The 24,944-nt window shown below is 38.8% G+C and carries 16 protein-coding genes; 10 read left to right on the plus strand and 6 right to left on the minus strand.

The window, feature by feature from the left end; translation table 11 throughout:
• Nucleotides 1-8: 8 nt before the first annotated feature.
• Complete coding sequence (locus tag ASU31_RS07895; protein ID WP_057931821.1) at nucleotides 9-3,209, minus strand: SusC/RagA family TonB-linked outer membrane protein; 3,201 nt, start codon at nucleotides 3,207-3,209, stop codon at nucleotides 9-11.
• Between the two features lie 459 nt (nucleotides 3,210-3,668).
• On the opposite strand from ASU31_RS07895, the gene ASU31_RS07900 reads away from it, so the two are divergent.
• From ASU31_RS07900 to ASU31_RS07935, 8 genes are all read left to right on the plus strand, one after another.
• Nucleotides 3,669-6,107 (plus strand): TonB-dependent receptor, encoded by a 2,439-nt coding sequence (locus ASU31_RS07900; protein WP_057931822.1) that lies wholly within the window; start codon nucleotides 3,669-3,671, stop codon nucleotides 6,105-6,107.
• Between the two features lie 26 nt (nucleotides 6,108-6,133).
• Nucleotides 6,134-8,551, plus strand: coding sequence for a TonB-dependent receptor (locus ASU31_RS07905; RefSeq protein WP_057931823.1), 2,418 nt, complete (start codon nucleotides 6,134-6,136; stop codon nucleotides 8,549-8,551).
• Nucleotides 8,552-8,617: 66 nt separating this feature from the next.
• Nucleotides 8,618-9,328 (plus strand): DUF4198 domain-containing protein, encoded by a 711-nt coding sequence (locus ASU31_RS07910; RefSeq protein WP_057931824.1) that lies wholly within the window; start codon nucleotides 8,618-8,620, stop codon nucleotides 9,326-9,328.
• A gap of 78 nt (nucleotides 9,329-9,406) precedes the next feature.
• The gene (locus tag ASU31_RS07915; protein WP_057931825.1) at nucleotides 9,407-10,612 is read left to right on the plus strand and encodes a PepSY-associated TM helix domain-containing protein; all 1,206 of its coding nucleotides are present in this window, start codon (nucleotides 9,407-9,409) and stop codon (nucleotides 10,610-10,612) included.
• A gap of 23 nt (nucleotides 10,613-10,635) precedes the next feature.
• Nucleotides 10,636-11,574: a DUF6607 family protein gene (locus tag ASU31_RS07920; protein WP_057931826.1), complete on the plus strand. Its 939-nt coding sequence runs from the start codon at nucleotides 10,636-10,638 to the stop codon at nucleotides 11,572-11,574.
• A 213-nt stretch (nucleotides 11,575-11,787) separates the two neighbouring features.
• Nucleotides 11,788-12,927 (plus strand): M28 family metallopeptidase, encoded by a 1,140-nt coding sequence (locus tag ASU31_RS07925; RefSeq protein WP_057931827.1) that lies wholly within the window; start codon nucleotides 11,788-11,790, stop codon nucleotides 12,925-12,927.
• A gap of 148 nt (nucleotides 12,928-13,075) precedes the next feature.
• Complete coding sequence (locus ASU31_RS07930) at nucleotides 13,076-14,152, plus strand: DUF5694 domain-containing protein (RefSeq protein ID WP_057931828.1); 1,077 nt, start codon at nucleotides 13,076-13,078, stop codon at nucleotides 14,150-14,152.
• A 266-nt stretch (nucleotides 14,153-14,418) separates the two neighbouring features.
• Entirely contained in the window at nucleotides 14,419-17,193 is a 2,775-nt protein-coding gene (locus ASU31_RS07935) for an outer membrane beta-barrel protein (protein ID WP_057931829.1), read from the plus strand.
• Between the two features lie 129 nt (nucleotides 17,194-17,322).
• Here ASU31_RS07935 and ASU31_RS07940 read toward each other — a convergent pair whose 3' ends face one another.
• The 4 genes from ASU31_RS07940 to ASU31_RS07955 form a co-directional block, all read right to left on the minus strand.
• Nucleotides 17,323-18,330 (minus strand): LLM class flavin-dependent oxidoreductase, encoded by a 1,008-nt coding sequence (locus ASU31_RS07940; RefSeq protein WP_057931830.1) that lies wholly within the window; start codon nucleotides 18,328-18,330, stop codon nucleotides 17,323-17,325.
• 70 nt (nucleotides 18,331-18,400) lie between these two features.
• Nucleotides 18,401-19,141 carry a class I SAM-dependent methyltransferase gene (locus tag ASU31_RS07945; protein WP_342437569.1) on the minus strand — a complete coding sequence of 247 codons (741 nt, stop codon included), beginning with the start codon at nucleotides 19,139-19,141 and terminating at the stop codon, nucleotides 18,401-18,403.
• 207 nt (nucleotides 19,142-19,348) lie between these two features.
• Nucleotides 19,349-20,746, minus strand: coding sequence for an MBL fold metallo-hydrolase RNA specificity domain-containing protein (locus ASU31_RS07950; RefSeq protein WP_057931832.1), 1,398 nt, complete (start codon nucleotides 20,744-20,746; stop codon nucleotides 19,349-19,351).
• Nucleotides 20,747-20,809: 63 nt separating this feature from the next.
• Nucleotides 20,810-21,037, minus strand: a complete 228-nt coding sequence (locus tag ASU31_RS07955) for a YtxH domain-containing protein (RefSeq protein ID WP_057931833.1) — start codon at nucleotides 21,035-21,037, stop codon at nucleotides 20,810-20,812.
• Between the two features lie 78 nt (nucleotides 21,038-21,115).
• On the opposite strand from ASU31_RS07955, the gene ASU31_RS07960 reads away from it, so the two are divergent.
• Both ASU31_RS07960 and ASU31_RS07965 read left to right on the plus strand, forming a co-directional pair.
• The gene (locus tag ASU31_RS07960) at nucleotides 21,116-21,739 is read left to right on the plus strand and encodes an HAD family hydrolase (RefSeq protein ID WP_057931834.1); all 624 of its coding nucleotides are present in this window, start codon (nucleotides 21,116-21,118) and stop codon (nucleotides 21,737-21,739) included.
• Between the two features lie 445 nt (nucleotides 21,740-22,184).
• A complete protein-coding gene (locus ASU31_RS07965) occupies nucleotides 22,185-23,171 on the plus strand; it encodes a hypothetical protein (protein ID WP_057931835.1) in 987 nt (328 codons plus the stop codon).
• 58 nt (nucleotides 23,172-23,229) lie between these two features.
• Here the strand turns inward: ASU31_RS07965 and ASU31_RS07970 are convergent, their stop codons facing one another.
• Entirely contained in the window at nucleotides 23,230-24,909 is a 1,680-nt protein-coding gene (locus tag ASU31_RS07970; protein ID WP_057931836.1) for a DUF6600 domain-containing protein, read from the minus strand.
• Between the last annotated feature and the right edge of the window lie 35 nt (nucleotides 24,910-24,944).

Genomic DNA, 24,944 nt, shown 5'->3' on the forward strand with positions numbered 1-24,944 from the left:
TAATGGTATTAAAATTGAACTTGAAGACCTAAAGTATATTTTTTCGGAATCGGGTATCCGGTTCCGATATACTCACCATATCCGTTTACAGCCTCTGCATCTGGCAATTTTTTAGATTGTTGGAACATGTGCACATTATCTATCATAGCAAACACTTTAAATTGACTTAACCCCCACTTACTCAAAGTTTTTGCACCTAAATCGTAGCCTAGTGTAATATTTTTTATCCTCAAATAGCCACCTTTTTCTAAGAAAAACGTTTGTGCACCAGTATAATAATACCGATAAGTCCCCAAATCGTATTTGGCATATTCGGCATTATCGCCTGGGTTTCTCCAGATGTTTAATTTATCCAAATCTGGCGTAGAGAAACTGGCAAATTGGTATAGCGCATTTCCATCTTGAGAATTTGCAAAACGATCTGAATCAAATAAGTTAAGTACATCTCTTTTAAGGGTAAATGTTGCAAAAACACTCAACGAAAAATTTTTGTAGCTAAAATTATTGGTCCAACCACCTGTAAAACGAGGATTAGGATCGCCGATTGGCTGTTTATCAGGATTAATGCCATCATTAAAAATATCTACAAAATAATCGCCATCTAAATCGGCCAGATAAAAATCTCCTTCGTTGAAAGTACCGTTGCTATTTCGGTAACGTTCGCCCGTAAATGGATTTTGTGGAATATTTCCGCTTCTGGAAAATACGCCTTTGGTTTGGTAAAGGTAAAATGCATTAAGTGGACTACCCACTGATAAAATATGCGTTTTATCAAATCGATCACCCCTCAAAATGATATCTCTACCACCATTAGGCAAGCTCATAATCTGGTTTTTGTTATAAGAAATATTAAACGAGGTATACCACCTAAATGGCTTACTGATAAGATTGCCATTAAAAGTAAATTCCATACCTGAGTTACGTACCGAAAAGGCATTGGTAAAAGCCACATCGTAACCCGAGGTAACCGGCAAATCAACGTTAAACAGTTTATCCTTAACCTCTTTATTATAAACATCGAATGAAATTGCGTATTTTCCATTTTGAATTTCCAAATCCGTACCAATATTCCATTGGGTAGATTTTTCCCAGCTTAAATTCTTTTGCGCTACACCATTATAAAAATTTGGCGTGATAACCGTAACGCCATTGTAAGAGGAGGCACCACCGTAGCCCGAAACATCGCGATCATTTCCCTCAAAAACACCATTATTAACCAGGTATTTATTGTATTGTACGTATGCGTTATTTAGGTTTTCATTACCAGTAACACCATAACTACCCCTAATTTTAACCAGGGTAAATGGATTATTGGTGATGTTTTTCATAAAATTTTCTTCCGATAAGATCCAACCAACAGACACTGACGGGAACACGCCGTACTTGTTGTTTTCACCAAAACCGGATGAACCATCAGTCCTTATCGAACCAGATAATAAATATTTATCAGCATAGTCATAACTAAAACGGCTGTAATACGCAATCAGTCCATGTCCACGATATTGCGATGACGCCCTAATATTAGCCTGCTGAAAGCCAGTTACCACTGTTATATTATCGTTAGCACCACCAAAGCCTGAGGCAAATGTGTTTTCATACTGATTGTATTCTATATCCTGCCCTACTAATACGTTAAACGAATGCTTATCGAGCGAACCGTTATAATTTAAATAATTAGAAGCTCTTAAACCTATTCCGCTTGAAGAAAAACTGGTAGCACTATTACCTAAGCCATTGTTTAACAAACTATTAAAACTACCATCTCTTCGCTGATTATCTGCTGTGTATGATGACTGGGAGTTTAGTGTAAAATGTTTATTAAACTCATAACTTAAATTTAGGTTGATGCCAAACTGGTTACTGATATTCCTATCTGTGTTTTCGCTGTTCGGGCTTACAAAAAAATCGAGTTTTTCCGGTGAGAGATTGAGTAATGAAGAAGGTAAATTCCCCGCACCCAACCTGGTTGGATTTAAAGGATTGTTGGGATCTTCACCGCCCCTTCCCCTATCGGTTCTGGAATAATAAAATTGCGGATTGATCGTCAATTTTTTATTGAGTGCTTTTGTTGATAAGTTGATTCTGGAACTGTATCGTTTAACGCCGGTACCCTTTACAACCCCCTGCTCATTGTAATATCCACCGCTAAAACGGTAGGTCATTCCGTTATCAGTACCACCCGTTAAACTGATGTTGTTATCGTTTATTTTAGCGACATGATAGAATAAGTCCTGCCAGTCTGTATTTCCATTAAACACTGGGTTCAAACTATCGGTAAGCAGGTAAGGAAGCTGTCTTTTCTGGTCGTAAGAGAGTTGTCTTTGTAAAACTTCCATTTTTTGTCTGCGTTCTGTAGTACCAATAGTGGCTTCGCGTAAATCTGGTCGCTGCGAAATACCTACATAACTACTTAGGTTAATCTTTGTATCGCCGCTTACTCCCTTTTTTGTTGTAATTAAAATTACACCATTGGCTGCTCTCGAACCATAAATGGCCGCGGCAGATGCATCTTTTAATACATCGATTGATTCGATATCGTTCGGATTAATACCAGCCAGATAATTGGTACCAGTACCTGTTCCAGGCGGAACAAAATCATCAGAAGCTTGGGGTACCCCGTCTACCACATATAGTGGTGACCTTACGGTATTAATCTGATCGTAACTGGTGCTACCTGTTGAGTTACCCCTTACAGAAACGGTTGGTGCTACACCAGGTTGGCCACTAAAATTTTGAACATTTATACCGGCAAGCCTACCCTGCAATAGTTGATCGAAGCTCGCAGCCGGTAAATTTGCCAGCTCTTTGCCTGAAATACTGGAAATAGAAGCCGTAGATTTTTTCCTGGTTATTTTCTGATAACCAATAAGTACCACCTCATCCAGCGTCTTATTGTCATCCTGGAGAGAAAAGTTTATGATGCCGCTTGCCGTAATTGTTTTTTCAACGGTAACGAAACCAACTATCCTGGCAACCAGGACAGCTTTATCGCTCTGTACAGCGATTACAAACTTGCCTTCGCTGTTAGTAGAAGTACCGTTTTTTGTCCCCTTTTCCAATATAGATACCCCAGGGATGGGTTTGTCATTTTGATCTAAAACGGTACCTTTTATTGTTTTCTGCGCAAAAGCGAGCCAGGGAATGAGTAAATAAAAGAATGTTGCCGTCAAAAATTTCACATACGGATGCCTTGTAGAAGTTTTTTCCATTGATGATTAGTTAGTTAGGTTTGATTATCAACTAAAAGTATCAACTTTTTTAACTGCCATTTAACAGCTTTTTAGCTAAATGAAACCATATTTTAACTTAAAAAATTAACATTATTTAACATTTAACCCTGTACAACCTTCCTTACTCAACCAAAAACATGCTCCTATTGCGCATAATGGCACTTTAAAACAAAATAAGTCATATTTTCAATCATTTTCGAAACACATTCTGCTAATTAATTAGCATATGAATTTTTATATTAAATATTTGAAAAAATCTAAGAATAGTTGCCACTAAAACGTTAAACTAATCTTTTAGTAATCCCTAACCGCCAAATCGAAAATCCCCATAAACATATATTATTTCATGCTATTTAGAATAATTCAAAATAATTTGGATAATAAGATTTTCTATCGTTATTTTGCGGCTGTTTAGAATTAATCCAAATAAATACTATCATGCTTAAAATCAAACTTTTCAGTTTAACATTTCTCTTAACTTTTACCAGTACACTTTGCTTTGCCCAGCAATTTTCGACCATAAGTGGCACTGTTACCACTTCTGATGGTAAACCTGCTGCTTATATTTCGGTTGGTTTAAAAGGAAAAGGCATGGGGAATGTAACCAATGAAAAGGGTATTTTCGAAATCCAGAGAGTTAAACCAGGATCTTATACCTTAAGGGTATCGGCTGTTGGTATCCAAAACATAGAAAAACAAGTAGTTATTACTGCTGGCGAAAACAAAACGGTTGATTTTGTAATCAATCAGAATTCAAATCAGCTTAATGAGGTAAATATTAATCAGGGCGTAAATAAGTATATCGCTAAGAAAAGTGAATTTGTTTCAAAAATGCCCCTAAATAATTTGGAAAACCCTCAGGTTTATACCACGATTACGAAAGAAACAATGGCCGATCAGCTTGTATTTTCGGTTGATGATGCAGCCCGGAATGCAACCGGTGTTCAAAAAATGTGGGAAGCAACCTCCCGTGGAGGTGATGGTGGTGCTTATTACGCATCAAGAGGTTTTATTGTACAGGCTAAACTGAGAAATGGAATTGCTGGTAACGTAACCGGCCGTAACGATGCTGCTAACTTAGAAAATGTAGAGTTTATTAAAGGCCCATCTGCTACCTTATTCGGTAGTACATTAACCTCATATGGTGGTCTAATTAACCGCATAACCAAAAAACCTTTCGAAGGAATGGGAGGTGCGGTAAGCTTTTCGACAGGTAGCTACGATTTTAACCGGGTTAGCACCGATTTCAATTTTCCTGTTGATAAAGATAACCACATTTATGCCCGGTTAAATACTTCTTACAATTACAAAGGCTCTTTCCAGGAGAATGTTTACGACAAAGGCTTCTTTATTGCCCCTAGCTTGTCATATAAAGTAAACGATAAATTAGACTTTGTTTTCGATGCTGAAATTGCCAACGGTAAAAGCACCCTAAAACCTTTCGTTTTCTTCTATTTCCCCGTAAAAGACCTTGGTTTTGATAGGGCGGATCAATCTGGCATACCTTACGACAAGTCCTTCACCGCTGATGCGATGAAGCAGAAATACAACAGCTCAAACTTCTTCGGGCAGGCTAATTACAAGTTTAATGATAATTGGTCGTCACACACCAGCTTTTCAAGCAATTATAGTTTTTCCAACGGCCGTGGCACTTATTTATTCTTAGTCCCAAACAACTATCCTCCATTGGGCAACCCAACGGCTGCACCAGGTGCGGATTTGATATCAAGAGCAGATCAATCAACCGATAATAGTAAAATCTTCACCTACGAAGTACAGCAAAATTTTAATGGCACTTTTAACTTAGGTTCGGTAAAAAACAGAATGGTTTTAGGCCTGGATTATTTACGCCAGAACTCCGATCAACTGTTTTATTCGATCGACACTTTTGATCTGACCAAAAAAGACGGAACCGGTGCCAACTACAATAATTTTACCGAAGCTAATTTAGCAGCATTTTATGCGGCACTTCCTAATGTCCCTAAATATCCATATAACTTCAAAACCAATACATACAGTGCTTATGTTTCTGATGTGATTAATTTAACAGATAGGTTAATCGCCTTAGCTGCCTTAAGAGTAGACAGGTTTGATAACAAAGGTAATTCTGACCGTGCAGGTTCGGCTCCAAAAGGTGCTTACAAACAAACTGTTTTTTCTCCAAAATTCGGTTTGGTATTTCAGCCGATTAAAGATCAGCTATCATTATTTGCCAATTACCAGAACGGCTTTAACAACTTAAACGGTATAGATTATCAAGGTAATGCTTTTAAACCAGAGCAAGCGAACCAAATTGAAGGCGGTGTTAAAACAAACATCTTTAATGGCAAGCTAACAGGCTCTGTATCTTACTATTATATTAAAGTTAAAGATATTGTTAGGGGCTATAACGGAGACCCATCAAATCCAAATGCACAAATACAGGATGGTAATAAAATCAGCAAAGGTATCGAAGCTGAAATTATTGCAAACCCGGTTAACGGCTTAAATATTATTGCAGGTTTCGCTTATAACGATAACCATTTAGAAAATGCATCACCAGATGTAGAAGGTAGAAGAGATGCTTATTCGGCAGCACCCTACTCAGCAAATTTATGGATCAGTTATAAATTCGCTACAGGATCACTTAAAGGTTTTGGATTGGGTGCCGGCGGTAATTATGCAAGCGACAATAAAATTGTAAACAGTGTGAGTCAGGGCGTATTTATATTACCTGCTTATGAAGTTTTCAATGCCTCGGTATTTTATGATCATCATAGGTTCAGACTTGGTGTTAAAGCAGACAATTTTACCAATCAAAAATACTGGACAGGTTACAGCACGATGAACCCTCAGGATCTGAGAACCTTTACCGGAAGTGTTACTTACAAATTCTAATTAAAAACAATAATAAATATTAAAAAATGAATAAAATTAAACCCATTAGTTTAGCGTTCATATGCTCTCTCTTTAGCTTATTTTCATTTGCACAACAATTTGGAACAATAAAGGGAAAGATTAGCACCTCTAATGGAAAACCAGCGGCCTTTATTTCAATTGGTTTAAAGGGCAAGGGTCAAGGCACTACATCAGATGATAATGGTTTATACACCATAAACCGTGTTAAAGCCGGAACTTATATAATTAAAGCTTCTGCAGTTGGCATCGACGCATCAGAAAAAAGCATTACGATCGTTGCAGGTGAGACTAAAATTATCGATTTCGTATTGAAAGAAAATGATCAGGCGCTGGAGGAAATTACGATAGCGGGGATTAATCAAAAATACAAAGTAAGCTTGCCTTCTGCCACACTTAGATTAAACGAACCACTACTAGAGGCACCGCAAAACATTCAAATTGTAAGTAATGGAATCCTTAAAGACCAGCAGATCATTAGCATGAGCGATGGGTTGATTAGAAATGTAAGTGGTGCAGTTCGCCTTGAACACTGGGGAGATATGTACACCAATATTTTAATGCGCGGATCGCAAATTCAGGCCATGCGTAATGGTTTCAATGTGGTTTCTTCTTACTGGGGACCATTAACCGAAGACATGAGCTTTGTTGACCATATTGAATTTGTTAAAGGTCCTGCCGGATTTATGCTTGGCAATGGCGATCCAAGTGGAATGTATAACGTGGTGACCAAAAAACCTACTGGTTTAAACCAGGGCGAGGTTTCATTTACTGCTGGAAGCTTCGATTTATACCGTACAACAATTGATCTTGACCATAAGCTAACAGCTGATGGCAAATTCTTATTCAGGTTAAACGCAGCTGCACAAAATAAGGGATCGTTTAGACCATTCGAACAAAATGATCGCTACAGTTTTGCTCCCGTATTAAGTTATCAAATAACCCCGGGCACCAAGCTAACAGCAGAGTATACTTTGCAAAATGCAAAAATGACCGAAGTAGGTTCTTATTATATTTTTAATACAGCCGGGTATGCCAGCTTACCAAGAGAGTTTACTTTAACACAACCTGGGGTACAGCCTACCCGAATCAACGACCATAGTTTAACATTGAACCTAACACAACAACTAGGTCAGAATTGGAAATTAACTGCACAGGCAGCTTATTACAAATACTTACAAAATGGCACAAGCTCATGGCCATCGGCAGTATATCCAAATGGTACCATTATTCGTAATGTTGGGATATGGGATGCTGAAAGTAGCATGAAATTAGCGCAGTTATTTGTGAATGGAACGGTTAAAACTGGCGGTATTGTACATCGCATTTTAGCTGGTTTTGATGGTGGTAAGAAAAATTATATGGCCGATTGGGGTCAGTCTCACGATTTAGATCTCGCCAGTTCTCCATTTAATTTATACAACCCTAATTATGGCTTCCCGTCAAACGGTTATCCAAACTTTGATCGTATTACTCCATTAGAACAAAGGGCTATTGCAGCAGGAGGTTTAATGGATCAAAAATACTTAAGCGGTTATGTTCAGGATGAATTAGGCTTTTTCGATAATATTGTTCGTTTAACCCTTGCAGGTCGTTATACTTATGTAAGTCAATCGGCCTGGGGTGGTTCTCCTGATAAAGCCAAACACGTAACACCAAGAGTTGGCTTAAGCGTATCGGTTGATAAAAATACTTCTGTTTATGCGGTTTACGATGAAGCTTTTACCCCACAAACTGGTTTTTTCCGTGATGGTGGCACCGCAAAACCCATTACTGGTAACAACAAAGAGTTTGGCATCAAAAAAGACTGGTTTGATGGTCGTTGGAACACCACACTATCCGTTTATAGAATTACCAAACAGAATGAGATTACCGGAGATCCACTTAACAAGGCGAGAGAAACTTTTAGCATTGTAATTGGCGAAAAAAGAGCACAAGGTATGGAGTTTGATATCCGTGGTGAATTGGCCAAAGGATTAAACTTAATTGCAAACTATGCCTATACCGATGCGAAGGTAACAAAGGTAGCAGATGGAGTTGAAGGCGTTTTTGTAGGTCAGATCGTACCAGGTTTTTCAAAACATACCACTAATGCATGGTTAACCTATTCACTACAGAATGGCCTGTTTAAAGGTGCAGGGATTTCTGGAGGTTTTACGTACCTGGCTGGTAGAGCAGTAGGAACATACAGCGGAGAAAACGCCAACGAAAATCTTCCTGATTATTTTAAACTGGATGGCGGTTTATTCTGGTCGCATAAAAAAATAAAAATAACCGCAAATGTATTTAACATTTTAGACAAGTATTTGTATAGTGGTGCGTATTACACCAACTACTGGAATGCTCCAAACTACGATCTACCAGTCTACTCATGGCAAGCCGAAGCACCAAGAAACTACAGAGTAAGTGTAGCCTATAAATTTTAATTAAATCAATCAGGAGCAATTGGATCAGATCAATTTCTCCTGGTTTTAAAACCCAACCCAGAAAACATGAAAACTAAAATCTCATTACTATTTTTCTTCCTAGCCTTTAGCATTTCGAGTGCATTTGCACATGCTTTATGGATAGAAACCGCCTCAACAGGTAAAAAAGGACAAGCACAGGAAGTGAAAGTTTTCTTCGGAGAATACGAGAGCAACGAACCTGACTCAGCCGCAAAATGGTTTAGCAATTTAAAACAATTCAGCCTGGTGTTAACAGCTCCAAACGGAACAACTAAGGTTTTAACCACTGCTCCTGATATACGTTTCTTTAAAGCCAGTTTCACTCCAGATCAGGATGGTACTTATAAACTTTCTGTAGTTCATGAGGTTGCTGACGTTTATGAAAAAGCTAAAATTGAATATTATGCTTTTGCTGATGTGGCTGTAGGAAATTCAAAAATAAACACGGCTTTCCCTGCAACTGCAGCATTAACCATCAGGCCAGATAAACATGCTTTAAAAGTGGGTGAAACCTCGGTTCACCAGGTAATCTACAACAAAACACCTTTTGCAAAGCAAAAGTTAACTGTTGTAAATGCAGCGCGAAAAGCACAGCCTATTGAAACCGATGCAGAAGGAAAATTCACTTTCAAACCAGAGCAAAAAGGAAATTATTTTCTGGAAGCTTTTACAGAAGATAAAACACCTGGAAATTTAAATGGAAAAGATTATGATAAAGTTTGGCATTTGGTAACCTACACTACTGAAGTTAAATAATCGAAATTTTTATAAAAATTTAAAGCCAATTAGCCTTAAAAAAGGTTAATTGGTTCTTTTATTCATATAGCTTTGCTAATGGCACTAACAAAAACATCAACCAAATCAAAAAATAAGAAATCGCGTTTAAGGCGGATAAGCGACTGGCTGCACCTATGGCTGGGTATCGCATCTGGTTTAATTGTACTGATGTTAGGCGTTACCGGGTGTATTTATGTTTTTCAAAAAGAAATTACCGAACTCATTCACCGCAAGGAGATTTTTGTAGAGGTTCCATCAAATCCAAAAACGCTACCATTAAGTGTACTACAGGCCAATGCCGAAAAAGCTTTGGGGAATAAAAAGAAAATCACCTTTGTTTCTGCGTATAGAGCACCAGAAAGGGCATGGGAACTTGGCGTTTATAAACCTGGCAACCCTAATGCATTCTGGTATTTCGATTCTATAGATTATTACGATGTTGTACTGATTAACCCTTATACCGGAAAAGTAACTTTAGTTTCCGATTATAAATATGAGTTTTTTGGGGTGGTTAAAATGATCCATTGGAGTTTGTTGATCAATCACCCCATTGGCCAGCAGATTATCGGATGGTCTACCTTCATTTTTGTATTTCTCCTCATTTCTGGAATGGTGATGTGGTGGCCTAAAAACCTCAAAAAATCAAACTTCGATAAGAGCTTTAAAATAAAATGGAAGGCCAAGTTTAAACGCATAAATTACGACATGCACAATGTGCTGGGTTTTTATGTAATGCTGATCTGCCTGATGCTGGCCTTAACCGGCCTGGTTTGGGCATTTCAATGGTTCCAGACCACGGTTTACGTAGTAGCCTCGGGAAGTACAACGCCTCCAAAAGTAGTAGAAGTTAAATCAGATTCAACCAAAACCATTACTGCAATTCCTTTTGATATTGCTTTTGAGCAAGCCAAAAAAATATTTAAAAATGAAGATCGCATTGCCATGTCGCCTGCCAATGGCGGTTCAGCAACCATTTACGCCACAGGATACCGGGGCAAGGAGACGTTTTGGAATTACGACGTACTTCAGTTCGATCAGTACTCGGGCAAGTTATTGCATAGAACATACCAATCAGAAAAAAATGCTGGAGAAACGGTAATTGGCATGAACTACGATATCCATGTAGGTGCCATTTTAGGATTAACCGGAAAAATAATGGCATTTTTTGCCAGTTTAATTGCAGCAAGTTTACCCATAACCGGATTTATCATCTGGTGGGGGAAAGGAAAAAAGAAAAAAAATACCGCAGTGGCGGAAAGCTAAGTATACCCTAATTAATAATAAAAATGAAATTTTTAAACCTAATTTTAGTATTAACTGGTTTGATTACTCTTAATACTAATGCACAAACAAAAGTCGACTCTCCGGAAGAAAAACTAGAAAAGGATAGAAAAGCAATAAAATCATTGGCTGGTTTTTATGAAGTGAATTTCAACTACGGTGAAGTTACCGCTCCAGATCCAAACTACAAATTCAGTAAGCCTTACGAAAGCCATGGCAACGAATGGGCAGAGATTATTGTTGATGAACCTAAAAGAATTGTAATTCAACACATGCTGGCCATTAACGATACCACGGTTATTAAACACTGGCGCCAGGATTGGACCTATGAAGACACCAACATTATGCTTTATACCGAAGGTAATGCGTGGAAAAAGGGCAATTTAACACCAGCTGATGTAAAAGGAAAATGGACGCAAAAAGTTTATCAGGTTGATGATAGTCCACGTTACCAGGGTTACGGAACATGGAGCCACGTTGGTGGTCACGATTCTTGGTCGAGCGAAACAGATTCTCCACTACCAAGAAGGGAGTCTACTGTGCGTAAAGATTACAATGTATTAAACCGTGGCAGCAGAATTACCATTACTAAAAACGGTTGGATGTTTGAACAGGACAATAAAAAAATAGTGCGTTCTGCTGATGGCGATAAACTTTTAGCTGTTGAAAAAGGTTACGAGGAATTTACAAAAATAGACCCTAAAACTTTTGCATATGCGCAAAAATGGTGGGCCAGCCAGCAAACTTATTGGGCAGATGTACGTGGTGTTTGGGCTGATATTATTGGTTCGCAAAACACATTCAAAGTACAAACAATGGCAAATGGCAAATTGCTTTACGAAACACTTTTTAACCTTGGCGACCAATCTATTAAAGAAAAATGGACAGCAAGCCAGAACAAAGAAAAAATCAAAACAGCTTTACAGCCTTATCTGGTAAAGTAAAACAATTGTTTTTATAGTGAATGGTTGATGGTTAATGGCAATGGCCGGTTAACTGTCAACCATTTTTTATTTGCATTTACCGCCATGCTGTCCCGGACGTTCGAGATCAGCATCTATTAAGACCCTGACCTGTAGCGAAGCGGAAAGCTACGCAGTAAAATAAATTCAGGGTGACGATCAATTTTGTCGTTAATTTTATTACTAAATTTCGGGATGAAAAAATTTGGCTTTATTATCTTTCTGTTTTTAGCAATCAACACTTTCGCACAAGATTCTACTTATACCAGAAATGTAGTAAATACCCTTACTTCAAAACAATTTTGGGGCAGAGGTTATACCAAAGACGGGATGAAAAAGTCTGCCGATTACCTTGCCGTAGCGTATCAGAAAATTGGCCTGTTGCCAATGGGTCAATCTTATAAGCAGCCCTTTAATTTCCCTGTAAATACTTTCCCTGGAAAAATGATGGTAGCCATTAATGGTCAAAAACTCATTCCAGGTAAAGATTTCATCGTAAACAATGAGAGCCCCAGCATTAAACAAAAGGCAGATTTAACCGAGGTAGATAGTCTTAATTACCAGGCTTCTCCATCATTAAAGATTTTATTAAAAGATAAATTGACCTGGTCTGTAGCCACAGAAGTTGGCGATATAACAACGATCCAGCTTAATAAAAGGAACTTTACCGCGATACCAAAAGAAGTTAATGTTGATATTAAAAACAAATTCATTCCGAACTTTGAGGCAGCTAACGTTTGCGGTTTAGTTAAGGGTACTAAATTTCCTGATTCCATTTTAATCATTACCGCGCATTACGATCATTTGGGTGGAATGGGTGCAGACACTTATTTCCCGGGCGCTAATGATAATGCTGCTGGTGTAGCTACGTTATTAAGTTTGGCCAAATATTATGCCGCCAATCCCCAACCCTACTCCATTGGTTTTATCTGTTTTGCTGGTGAAGAAGCTGGGCTGTTGGGATCGAGGTTTTTTGTAGAAAACCCTTTAATTCCTTTAAGCAGGATTAAATTCCTAATCAACTTAGATTTGGTTGGAACCGGTGAAGCAGGCATGACGGTAGTTAATGCATCCGTTTATCCTAAAGCATTTGCGCTGCTAAACGCAATCAACAACCAAAATCATTATATCTCGAAAATAAACTCCAGAGGTAAAGCAGCCAACAGCGATCACTATTTCTTTACCGAAAAAGGTGTTCCGGCATTCTTCATTTATACCCAGGGTGGTCCATCTGCCTACCACGATATATTCGATAAACCTGAAACATTGCCGCTTACCGAGTACAAGGATCTGTTTAAACTGATCGTTGGATTTAACCAGAAACTGATGGAATAACTTCATTTTATGACGAAACCCTTAAATCACGATACAAACCATTAATACCCAATTTCTCCGGTTGGGATAATATAATAAGCCATTGGGATAATTAAATATAGCAGCCAAATGTGTATGCTCATCTTTGAATCAACGAAAACGATTCATTATGAAAATTATACAAAAACTCAGCTTAGCATTATTATTGTTAATCGCAGTTGCGGTTAAATCGAATGCCCAGAACCAAATCGAAATTGTTATAGTAGGCTCTGCCCACGACAATTCTAAATCGACACAAAACTTTCAGGCGATAATTGATAAACTTAAAAACTTTAAACCTGATATGGTTTTTGGCGAATACCTTCCCCAGAGCGATTACGCTAAACTGGAAGAAAACAACTGGGCAAAAAAATCATTTAGAAAAGGACATGATTATTTAGAAAAATTAAATCCGGCATCTCCCAAAAATATTGATACACAAATTAAAAATGACCAGAAAGCACTCGCTAAATTTGCCTACTACCATAAAACCAGAATGAATTTAGCGGTTAATTATGCTAAAAACTGGGACAGGGGCAATGCCGATTATCAAATCTTTGTACTCGAAAATTACATGAAACAAAGCTTCGGCAAAGAAGAGCAGGTTGAATATGCAAAAATGTTCGGAAATACCGATTCATTAAAGAAAAAAGGTTTCTGCAGACCTGGAAGTGAGTATAGCAAAATCTATTTCCCTCTTATTTACCAGTTAAAACAAGATCGGATCTACAACATGGATTGCCAAACTTATGATAAACCATGGAGTGAAGCCTGGGGCAAAACAGATTCTTTATACAAAATTTTAATCAACAAAGCGAAGGCCGATAGCACCTCGCAGGAAGCTGCTACCGTTAAAGCCATAGAAAAATATTGGGCTTACAATGAAGAGGAAGCAAAGGTTTTCAATGCCGATCCTTATGCCGGCATGAACACCATAAAATATGGTGTTTTAGATGAAGCCTGGAACTTTTATGGTGGCCGTCATTTTTATGGTTATGCAGGTTTCCCTACCGAAACGGTGAAAGAGATGATTGTGCAATGGACTTTCAGAAACGAAGGCATGTGCAAAAACATCATCGATCAGGCAAAGGCAAAAAAAGCAAAAAGGGTTGTAGTAGGTGTTGGTGCCTCGCATCGCAAATGGATGGAAGAAATTTTAGCCAAAAACCCAGAAGTTAAAATCATCAATTATAACGATTTGCACTAAACTAATAATATACGCTTTCTCAGCCCCATTGCATTAGCCTGGGGCTTTTTCTTTTTAGCGTTATGTAATTTTTTCGTTTAGTATTTGCAAGAACACCTTAAGGCAATTACTTTTACCTAAAAGATTAGTTGTTTTAATTAAGTGCAACGTTTTGTCAACCAGCACGTCTATTAGATTTTTAGTCCGTCACATTTTTTATATCGTTCATCACATTTATCTGTACTATAAAAGCATAGCGCCTAATTTTAGCTTGTTATTTAATATATATGAAGAAACTTTTACTTTCAATCGTCCTTACCTTAGCTATTTTTAATTTATTTGCACAAAAAAACGGAAGCATTACCGGAATTTTAGCCGATAGCGCCAATCACAAGACCACTTTAAATTACTCAACAATTTCGGTATATAAAGTTGGAGATAGTATATTGAGCACTTATAAATTATCGGATGATAAAGGCGTTTTTAAAATCAATGGCTTAACCATAGGCATAAAATACCGTTTAGTGGTAACCGCATGGCAATATGGAACTTACCGAAAAGAGGTTGAACTAACTGCAGCCAATTCCGCATTAAATTTGGGCACCCTCTATCTTTCCGTTAAAGCAAATGACCTAAGCGAAGTGGTAATTTCGGGAGAAAGGCCACCCGTAATCGTACGTAAAGATACCATAGAATTTAATGCAGAATCCTTTAAAACCCTGCCATCAGCGGTGGTAGAAGATCTGTTAAAAAAGCTTCCAGGCGTTGCTATTGCAGCCGATGGCTCTATACAGGTTAACGGAAAAACAGTTAGTAAAATTTTAGTAGACGGAAAAGAGTTTTTTGGTGGCGACCAGCAGATTGCGACTAAAAACCTTCCCGCCAACATTATTGATAAAGTGCAGGTGGTTGATGATAAGCAGGCCAAAAGACGTGATCCGGATTTAACGGCAGCAGAAATCCCGCAGATTATCAATTTAAAGTTGAAAAAAGCCATTAAAAAAGGAGCTTTCGGTAAATTATATGCTGGCGCAGGCTTAAAAGACCTGTATCAGGCCGGTGGATTAATGAACTTCTTTAGAGATACCACACAGGTAAGTATATTGGCTTATGGCAACAACATCAATCAACCAGGCTTTAACCCTAATGATGTGCAACGGATAGGTGGCTTTAGCAGAAGTGGCGTAAACTCTATGATGATGACCTCTGGAGGTTATTTCGAGTTTAACGGCATTAATTTCGGCGGCAGTTATAATGGTGTTCAAACCTCTTCGGGTGGTGGTTTTAACTTTAACACCTTAACTAAAAAGGGGATCAAAATTAATACGCAATATTTCTTTGGCCGATCGGATAATCTTCTGGAGAAACTCACCAATACCAACCAAACATTAGGTACCGACAGGTTGATTACCAATGCCAGCGAAAACACCAATGCACTGATATTGAAACATAATATAGGTGGAAAATTAGACTGGCAAATCGATTCTTTAACACAACTAACCATAGAACCGGCAATTGTACTAAGTTCTAACAATTCGGTAAGCAAGGTCTCTTCTCGTAACAACAATGCGAATAGTCAGCTCATTAATGCCCTCGATAATCTGAATGACCTGAATACTTCAAACAACAAATATCAGTTAAGGGCAGATTTTAGTAAGGATTTTAAAAAGGCTGGAAGAGCTTTCAATATAGGAGCCGATATTTCTGCGACCCCAAATCCCGTTATCAATTACAACAGAAGCACCAGTGTTTTTTACCTCACCCCATCCACTTCAGAGATCGATCAGTTGAGAAATAATACCATCGATAACTTCAGGTCTTACCTCTATAGTAACTATACCGAACCAATTAGCAAAAAACTGAATTTTAAAGCAGATGTAAGCGGAAATATCATCAATAACGAAAATGCGCTAAGCACTTTTTATCGCAATCCAGCTAACCAGCTGTACGATATTGCCATTCCCAATTTATCGCAAACCGTTAAACAGGCCGGTTTTAAAACCAATACGAACATCAGCCTTGGTTATAAAGTAACTAAAGATCTTTATCTTCAACCGGGATTGGTACACAACTATATTTCGTTAAACAACCGCTTTACCAATACTGTAGATATTAATCAGCGTTATAATTTTATATGGCCAACCTTTCAATTAAAATATAAAATATTCCGCTTTAACTATTCGGCCCGTTTTACAGAGCCCAATGTAAGTTATCTTCAACCAGTGGCCGACAATACCAATGCATTTTACATTAGAAATGGAAACCCAAATCTACTGCCCGCCCGTATGCAGGGTTTAAGCATGAATATGTACAAATATGATCCTAAAAGCCTGATCAATTACAATTTATACGGTTATGGTAATTTCACAAAAAACGGCATTGTTAACGCTATCACCATAAATAACGGAGTTCAAACGATTAATCCCGTTAACAAAAATGGTATCTATAATTTTAGTGGAGGGGCCAATATTTCGAAAGATTTCAAAAAAGATAAAACAAGTTTAAAAGTAGGCTTAGGCTTCTGGGCCAATTTTGATCATAGTCCGGTTATTGTGAACAACATTGAGAGCGATGCAAATGTGTTTTATGTAGGCCCTAATGGAAGTATAAGGTTAAACCTGAATGATAAGGTAGAAATTAACCAGTCGTATTCGGTAAACCTGAATCGCAGTAGGTATGATGATAGCTATTACACCAACATTAGCTACAATACCCACCAAAGCACATCCGAACTGATTATCCGTTATCCCAAAAAACTGGTTTTCGAAACCAGCTATTCTTTAACCATCAATGATCAAAAAATCGCCGGATATAACAATAACATCAAATTCTGGAATGCCGCTCTTACTTACCTATTCATGAAAAACGACAGGGCGCAGTTAAAATTCTCGGTGAATGATATTTTGCAGAGCAATGTACGCAGGAACATCCAGATTACGGGCAACAGTGTTATCGATACGCAGAGTAATAACCTGGGTAGATATGGCATGCTTACCCTTACTTATAATATCCAAAACTTTGGCCAAAAAGTTGGCGGCAGACAGACGTTTTTTAATTTTTAATCCCGTGGTCTGTGTCTCCACAGACCACTATGAAGGGTTTGAAACCAAGAGTTTTTACAGTGCTCCGTGGAGACACAGACCATGGAAGTAGATTTCTCTACTACGTTTCACTCCTGAAATGACGATTTATTATTGCAAAAACATCTCCGCAAGCAATCCGTACGATTTTATCCGGTCTTCAAAATGCTCGGTAATGGTAACGGCCATCAGTTCATCAACATCATAATCGGCAGCCAATTTGGTAAGCCGCTCTTTAATTACAGCTGGCGTGCCATAAATCATTCGTGGTTTATTGGCATTAATCCGTTCCTGCTCTGCAGCGTTATAACTGATATCTTTAATATCGTTCCAACCTACAGCAGTTAAGCCTCCGCCCTTCTCTAGCTGGAGAAAACGGTAAGCCATTAAAGCCTCCTGTTGTTTTACCTTTTCTTCATCTTCTGAGCAGAAAACAAAAAGCGCCACGTTTTCAACTGGTTTTGCTAAATCAACCGAAGGTTTAAAATGTTCCCTGTAGTATTGAACAGCCTGTGGTCCTCCATGCGGATTAATAAAATGTGCAAAAGAAAAGCCCATTCCAAAGTGGGCCGAAAACAAGGCACTTTGCCCGCTGCTGCTCAAAAGCCATTGTTGCGGAACGGTTTCAGCAATGGGAATGGCTTTTATTTTTGCCTGGATACCGCCATCTGAGGTATCGTGTAAGTAATGCTGCAGCTCACGCAGTTGTTCTACAAAATCCTGCTCGCTCCAATTGTTTGAGGGGTTAAGCATCGAAGCCGTAATCCGGTCGGTACCTGGTGCACGGCCCATTCCCAGGTCGATCCGGTTAGGGTGCATCACTTCCAGCAAACGAAAACTTTCTGCAACCTTTAACGCGCTATGGTTAGGCAACATAATACCGCCAGAACCTATCCTTAAAGTTTGGGTATGATTGGCCAGATGGGCAATTAAGATTTCGGGCGTTGAACCTGCTAAACTGGTTGTATTGTGATGTTCTGAAACCCAGAAACGGTGATATCCCAATCTTTCGGTTTCTTGTGCAAGTATAGTGGTTTCTTCAATGGCATGGCGGGCGGTAACACCCTTGCGCACCGGCGATTGATCTAACACACTAAGTTTGATTTTTGTATTGCTCATATTCGTATCTAACAAATTTATGAGCCCGCTCATTTAAAATAGGCGTGCGAAAAGCTTTATGACTTTTAGATTATTGCGCCAAAGTCAATTTGACCAAATACTGATCTTCGCCATCATCAAAAATCAATTCAGCATCCCATCCTGTTTCATTGGCCATACGCTTAATGGTTTCTTCATCTATATAAATCCAGTTAAACCAATTGCCTTTTTCGCCTTTATATTCATACTGATAAGATACCTCGCCATAATATTGGTTTTGTGGTTTAGGCATATCTTCATATAAATAAGCAATATCAGAAGAATCGAAAATCACCTGCCCATTGGGATTGATGAGGTCTTTTAGCTTGATCAGGAAATCCTTAAAACCGGGCAAAGTTCCGGTTAAACCGATACCGTTCATGAGCATGATAATGGTATCGAATTTCTCCTGATAGGTAAAAACATCCTGTATGAATGCTTTTTTTACCCCACGCGCTTTCATAATATCCACAGCTGCTTCCGAAATATCAATAGCAGTTACATCGATATTAAAAGCCTGTAAAAGTAAAGCATGACTGCCTACACCGGCACCAATATCCAATACCTTTCCATTGCACATGTGTAACGCCTGAAGTTCTAGAACGGGCATATCTTCATCATCACGAAAGAAGAATTCTAAAGGCATTTCTTCCGGCTCTCCATACGAATTGTGCAACCAAAGCGTATCAGCCTCGCCTGTTCTATAAATATCGGTTAACGCTTTACCAAAAACATCCATGCGGGCAAAGATAGGAAAAATGGAAGATGGATGAGGTGAGATGTGTGATGTCATGCGAAGGCACGACGCATCTGTAACTAATGAACAGACTTTTTATTAATTGATTTCATAAGAAAGTCGTCATCGCGAGGCTACGAAGCAATCTTAAAGCACAAGCTAATAGCGATCGTTGTAAGATTGCTTCGTCGGCTGAAAAAGCCTTCTCGCAATGACGATCTTATAAAGGTCTGGATTAAAAATCCAGAACAGCACATCAAATTATTAAATCTCAAATACCTGATGATATTCGGGGATAGCCACATGCTTAAAGCCTGCATCTTTCAATTTGCCGGCGAAATGTTGCTGCACTTCGTATTCTCCATGTACTAAAAACAGCTGTTTTACTTTAGCCGGATCCTGACCTGATAAAAATTGCAGTAAATCTTCATAATCGCCATGTGCACTCATCGATTTTATCGATCGTACTTCAGCCTTAACCTCATACTCATCGCGGAAAATTTCTACTACCTTTTGTCCGGCAATTAACCTACCGCCAAGCGATTTAGGCTCGCAATATCCTACCATCAAAATGGTATTTTTCTGATTGCTGATATTATTCCTGATGTGGTGTTTTACTCGACCAGCCTCAGCCATTCCTGATGCCGAAATAATTACGCATGGCCTGGGATTGGCATTTAAAGCTTTCGATTCTTCTACACTTTCGATAAAACGCAAGCCTTTAAAACCAAATATATCATGATCTACCTTTAAAGTTTCTTTAACCCCATTATTGTATACTTCAGGATGGTTTTTAAGGATTTCAGTGGCTTTTGAGGATAAAGGACTATCTACATAATAGGGTACATCAGGCAATTTACCTTTTAACTCCAGCCCATTTAAAGCGTAGAGCAGCTCCTGAGTACGGCCAACGGCAAAGGCTGGGATAATAACTTTCCCCTTTTTAATTTTACAGGTATTGTTAATAATCTCTAAGAGCATGTTTTCGATTGGATCCAGATCTTTATGTAACGAATCACCGTAGGTTGATTCCATTAAGATATAATCGGCCTGATCAAACTGCTGCGGACTTTTTAAAAGCAGGTCGCCATAACGACCAACATCTCCAGAAAAGGTAATCCGGGTAGGTTTTCCGTCTTCTGTAATGGTAAGGTGAACAGCAGCACTGCCTAAAATGTGGCCTGCATCAGTAAACCTTAACCGAATTCCGGTTTCAATTTCGAAATCTTCTTCATACTCTACAATCTTCATCAGACTAAGCGTTTTGGTAACGTCTTCATCGGTGTAAAGTGGTTCTTCCATTTCTTCGCCTTCGCGCAGATGGCGGTTAGAAAATTCTGCATCCTGCATCTGGATTTTGGCAGAATCCATCATTAAAATGCGGGCCAGATCCATTGTTGCTGAAGTACAGAAAATCTTACCTTCAAATCCTTCTGCAACCAATTTAGGCAATAAGCCACAATGATCTATATGTGCATGTGATAAAACCAGGTAGGTAACCTTTTTGGCATCAAAGCCGAAAAAATCGTTTAATTTATCGGTAACACGGCCCATGCCCTGGAATAAGCCGCAATCTAATAAAATCTGGGTGCCATTTTTTAAGGTAATAAGGTGCTTACTCCCCGTAACAGTACGGGCGGCACCATGAAAAGCAATGTTCATTGAGATGGTGGTTAGAAAATATATAGAATAAAAATGCCGGATATTTCCGGCACTTCCAATTCTTTATGCATTTATTTCTGCTATTTTATCTTTCACCTTATCTGCTACACCTGTAGCTTTATCTGTTAAACCCGCTAATTTATCTTTTGAAGCGTCTAATAGATCAGCAAAAAAATCTGATACTTTACCTTTTAAATCGCTTGTCGAATCTGAAGATAATGCCAATGCGATTGTTGCACCAAGTGCTGCTCCAGCTAATACGCCTACAATAATTTTTGTTTCCTTTGTCATAACTTTATTCTTTAATAATTAAACATTAATTGGCACTTGTTGTTTTGCTTTTATTACAACATAAATCATTCCATTTAAATGAAGCATATTTTTTTTATCGATTTAGACAATACCATCTATTTTACCAAACCGAATGAAGAACAGTTGATGGGTGAACTTTATCGTTACTTAGAAAGCCTGGATTTAGGAATAAGCGATGAAAAATTTCAGTTGGCCAAAGGAGAAATGTTGAGAACGCCTTTTCTAAAAGTGGCTAAAAAATATGGTTTTAAGGAAGAGATAATGCCTGAGGTGATTTCATACCTGCACCGTAGAGAAGTAACAAAGCCCTTAAACCCAAGCGATGATTACCATTTCATTAAAAGCCTTAATGGCCGAAAATTTATTGTAACGGCTGGTTTCCCGAAACAGCAAACCTCAAAAGTGAAGATGCTGGGCATCGCTGATGATTTTGAAGCCGTACATGTTGTGGATGTCTCGACCACCAACAAAAATGAAGCTTTTAAACTGCTGATTGAAAAATATGGTCTAAACAAGGATGATATTTTAATTATAGGTGATGATGCAGAATCGGAAATTAAATTTGGAATGGAACTCGGTATTGAGACATTTTTATTAGATCCCGAAAACCTGCATCCAAATGCCGAAACCACTTTTAGGGGAACTGATTTAAGTGGTCTTCATGTAGCGGCTGGGCAGTAAGGTGCCGTCATTGCGAAGCCAGTTTTTTATTGGCTAAGCAATCTTTATTACAGCGCCCCATGGCATGAAGATAGCCTGCCTGCTGTTCCCAGACAGTGCTGAATATCCATTTTCCTGTAAAGACTATTAACCATTAGGAAAGCTGTTTTCTGCAACTATTTCAGTCTCATCCCGCTTTCCGTTTTATCACGATGAAACCTGTAAAACAAGCAAGCACACCATAACACAACAAAAACCGATGCTTAAATCGGGATGTTCACTCCATCCAATAGCTATCGGATCGGGTCTAGGTGGCTCGTTACGTGGTGCTATTTTTGGCTGGGTGCTCAACAACCCTTTGTTTATAAACCCCTGCCTGCAGCAGACAGTAATTCTTTAGCTAATTCGCTTGCTCACAATTCAAAATTAGATACTTTTGCAAACTTTGTTTTTGTTGCAGATCAATATGGATTACCTAAGTTATAAGCTCAAATTAATTTATTCCCGTTATCTTATCATTGCACTAGGCTCAATTGTCGGTTTTTCATTATTAAATATATGCTTCTTTCAAACACAGCTTATACCTATTGAAGACTTTTTTTATGAGTTTTTAATACCCATGCTCCTGCCTATACTTCCATTGATTTTTTGGCTGAGGCCGAGACTAAAACTTTTAAGTCTGGAAAGGAAAAATGGAAAAGATTTATTTGAATTTTACCTGATTATTGCATGGTTTGCCATCATATGCCCTTCTATTTTTGCTCAGAAATATATCACCAGTGCAGTGGGCCAACTCACCACATTAAAAACAATTAGTAGCATAGATCAAAAACACCTCACCAAATTTTATAAGGTTCACAAGCTGTATCTTGATAAGAAACATTGTGCTGTACAGGCTGAAGCAAAAGTGACTGGTAAACACAATGAAAATTTAAACTTCACAGTTTATGCTGCTATTCCAATTTACAATGAACCAACACCACCATTATGGGGCTCTTCATTAATAACAAGATCACCTCTAGGTAAAGTAAAATCATCAAACACAACCCACCTGGATTATTTACGACCAAAAGCATGGTTGGGATGGCAAAAAACAAAGGGAATAAATAATAAACTAACAAAGGAAGCAAAAGATTCTATTTACAGAATACTTATTGAGGATGCATATCAGAGTTTCCTCCGTGAAAAAATTTATGATTTTGATTATCTACAGAAAATAGGCATCAGCCAGGATTATAAAAATTTCAAAAAAGGTATTGCCAGAGCTGATCCCGGTTCACCTGCAAATCCAATTTTATTAATACCAAAATACACTCCATTTGAAAAAAAGGGTAGCCATCAATTATTTTTGACACTTCTATCATTTTTTATCGGCTCAACAATCTGGTTAATAATGTTAATCCTTCCAAGATTTAAAAAAAACAAATTGCCAATGCCTATTGGCATTATTTAAAACCATAGGCAATATAAATGGCATAAAAAAGTCCCGATTTTCATCGGGACTTATCAATCTATCCTCTACCACCTCTTGATGGTCTTCCTCCTTCAGAGCCGCTTCTTTCACCACCTCTTTGTTGCTGTTGTTGCGGTGCTTCTGTTCTTCTTTGTTCTTGTCTTTGTTGCATTTGCTGCTGCTGTGCTCTTTGTTGTTGAACCTGGGCATCACGCTGTGCGCGTTCCTGCTGCTGTTGTTGAGCTTGTTGTGCACGTTGCTGCTGCATCTGTTCATTACGTTGCGCTCTTTCTTGTTGCTGAGCCTGGGCCTGCTGCGCACGTTGCTGTTGCATTTGCTCATTTCTTTGCTGTTGCATCTGCGCATCGCGTTGAGTCCTTTCCTGTTGTTGGGCCTGGGCTTGTTGCGCACGTTGCTGTTGCATCTGTTCATTACGTTGTTGCTGTACCTGAACATCACGTTGCGTACGCTGTTGTTGAAATTGCTCGTTACGCTGTGCCCTTTGTTGCTCCATTTGAGCCGCACGTTGTTGTTGGTCTACCTGACCACGTTGCTGTGTTTGCACATCGCGTTGTGTACGTTGCTGATCCTGGCTCATACGGTCTTGCTGTGTACGCTGTTGTCTCATCTGCTCCAAACGTTGCTGATCTTGACCACGGTTTACATTTTCTTGTCCGTTTCTTCCGTCTATACCATTGGTATTGCCACGGCTAACACGTCCATTAGCACCTCTATTATAAACTTCGCCTCTGTTATTAGGCTGATTATTATCTCTGCTTATGGTACCGTTGTTCCTATCAGGTTGCCCGGTACGGTTATCTCCTCTCGATCCAAAACGGTTATCGTTATTATTGCTATTACCGCCTCTTTGATCGCGATTGGTATAACCTTCATTCCTTCCACCCCTGCTAATGCCAGCATTGCCTTGCTCAAATCTTCTTGGTGCAGCATTACGGTTATCTACTGCATTGCGTTCAGGTCTTGGTCTGTAGATAGAAACCTCTCTACCGCCAACCCTACTTGCACCAGGTCTTGAACTTTGCGCATATCTGTAAACGGTTACATCTCTATTGGTTGCACGTCTGATATCTTCAATCCTTGGTCCTCCATAATAATTTCTTCTGTTATAAACATAAGTATTATTGATAATGGTGGTGTTTCGGATATATACATTGTTGCGCCCGTAATCATATCTTGGGAAAGTATTGATATAAATATTACGTTGTGGAATAAAGTTCCAGCAGAATTCTGGCACTACGTAACGACGGCCAAAGCTTAGGTTAATACTAATACTTGGCGCCATTGGAGCCCATCCATAATAACCATCACCGCTTCTCCAATCTACCCAGGCTGGCCCCCAATTGGTATCAGGTAACCAGATCCATTGTCTGTAACTGTTAATTACCCAACGACCGTAATGGAAAGGTGCCCAGCCCCAATCGTAATTGGAAACCCAGGTATTACCGTATTCGGTCATCGCCCAACGTCCGTTTGTATAATATGGACGAAATTCGCTTTGATCTACATCCGGACGCCAAACATATCCATATTGAGGGTCTTGTATCCAGGTGCCATAAGGCGAAAGTTCATCATAAAAAGTCTGTAAAGAAACATTGCCAGTGCTGTAACCATCGTCCTGGTAATCGTTTTGATAGTCTTGTGCCCTGACAAGGGTTGTGGTTCCGGCAAGGAGCGCAAATAGCCCCAGCACAAGTGCCGTAGATTTCAGTGTTTTCATTTGTGTGTTTTATTTTAATAACCTAATGTGTGTGT

It is taken from the genome of Pedobacter ginsenosidimutans (genome assembly GCF_001442625.1).
Classification (GTDB): domain Bacteria; phylum Bacteroidota; class Bacteroidia; order Sphingobacteriales; family Sphingobacteriaceae; genus Pedobacter; species Pedobacter ginsenosidimutans.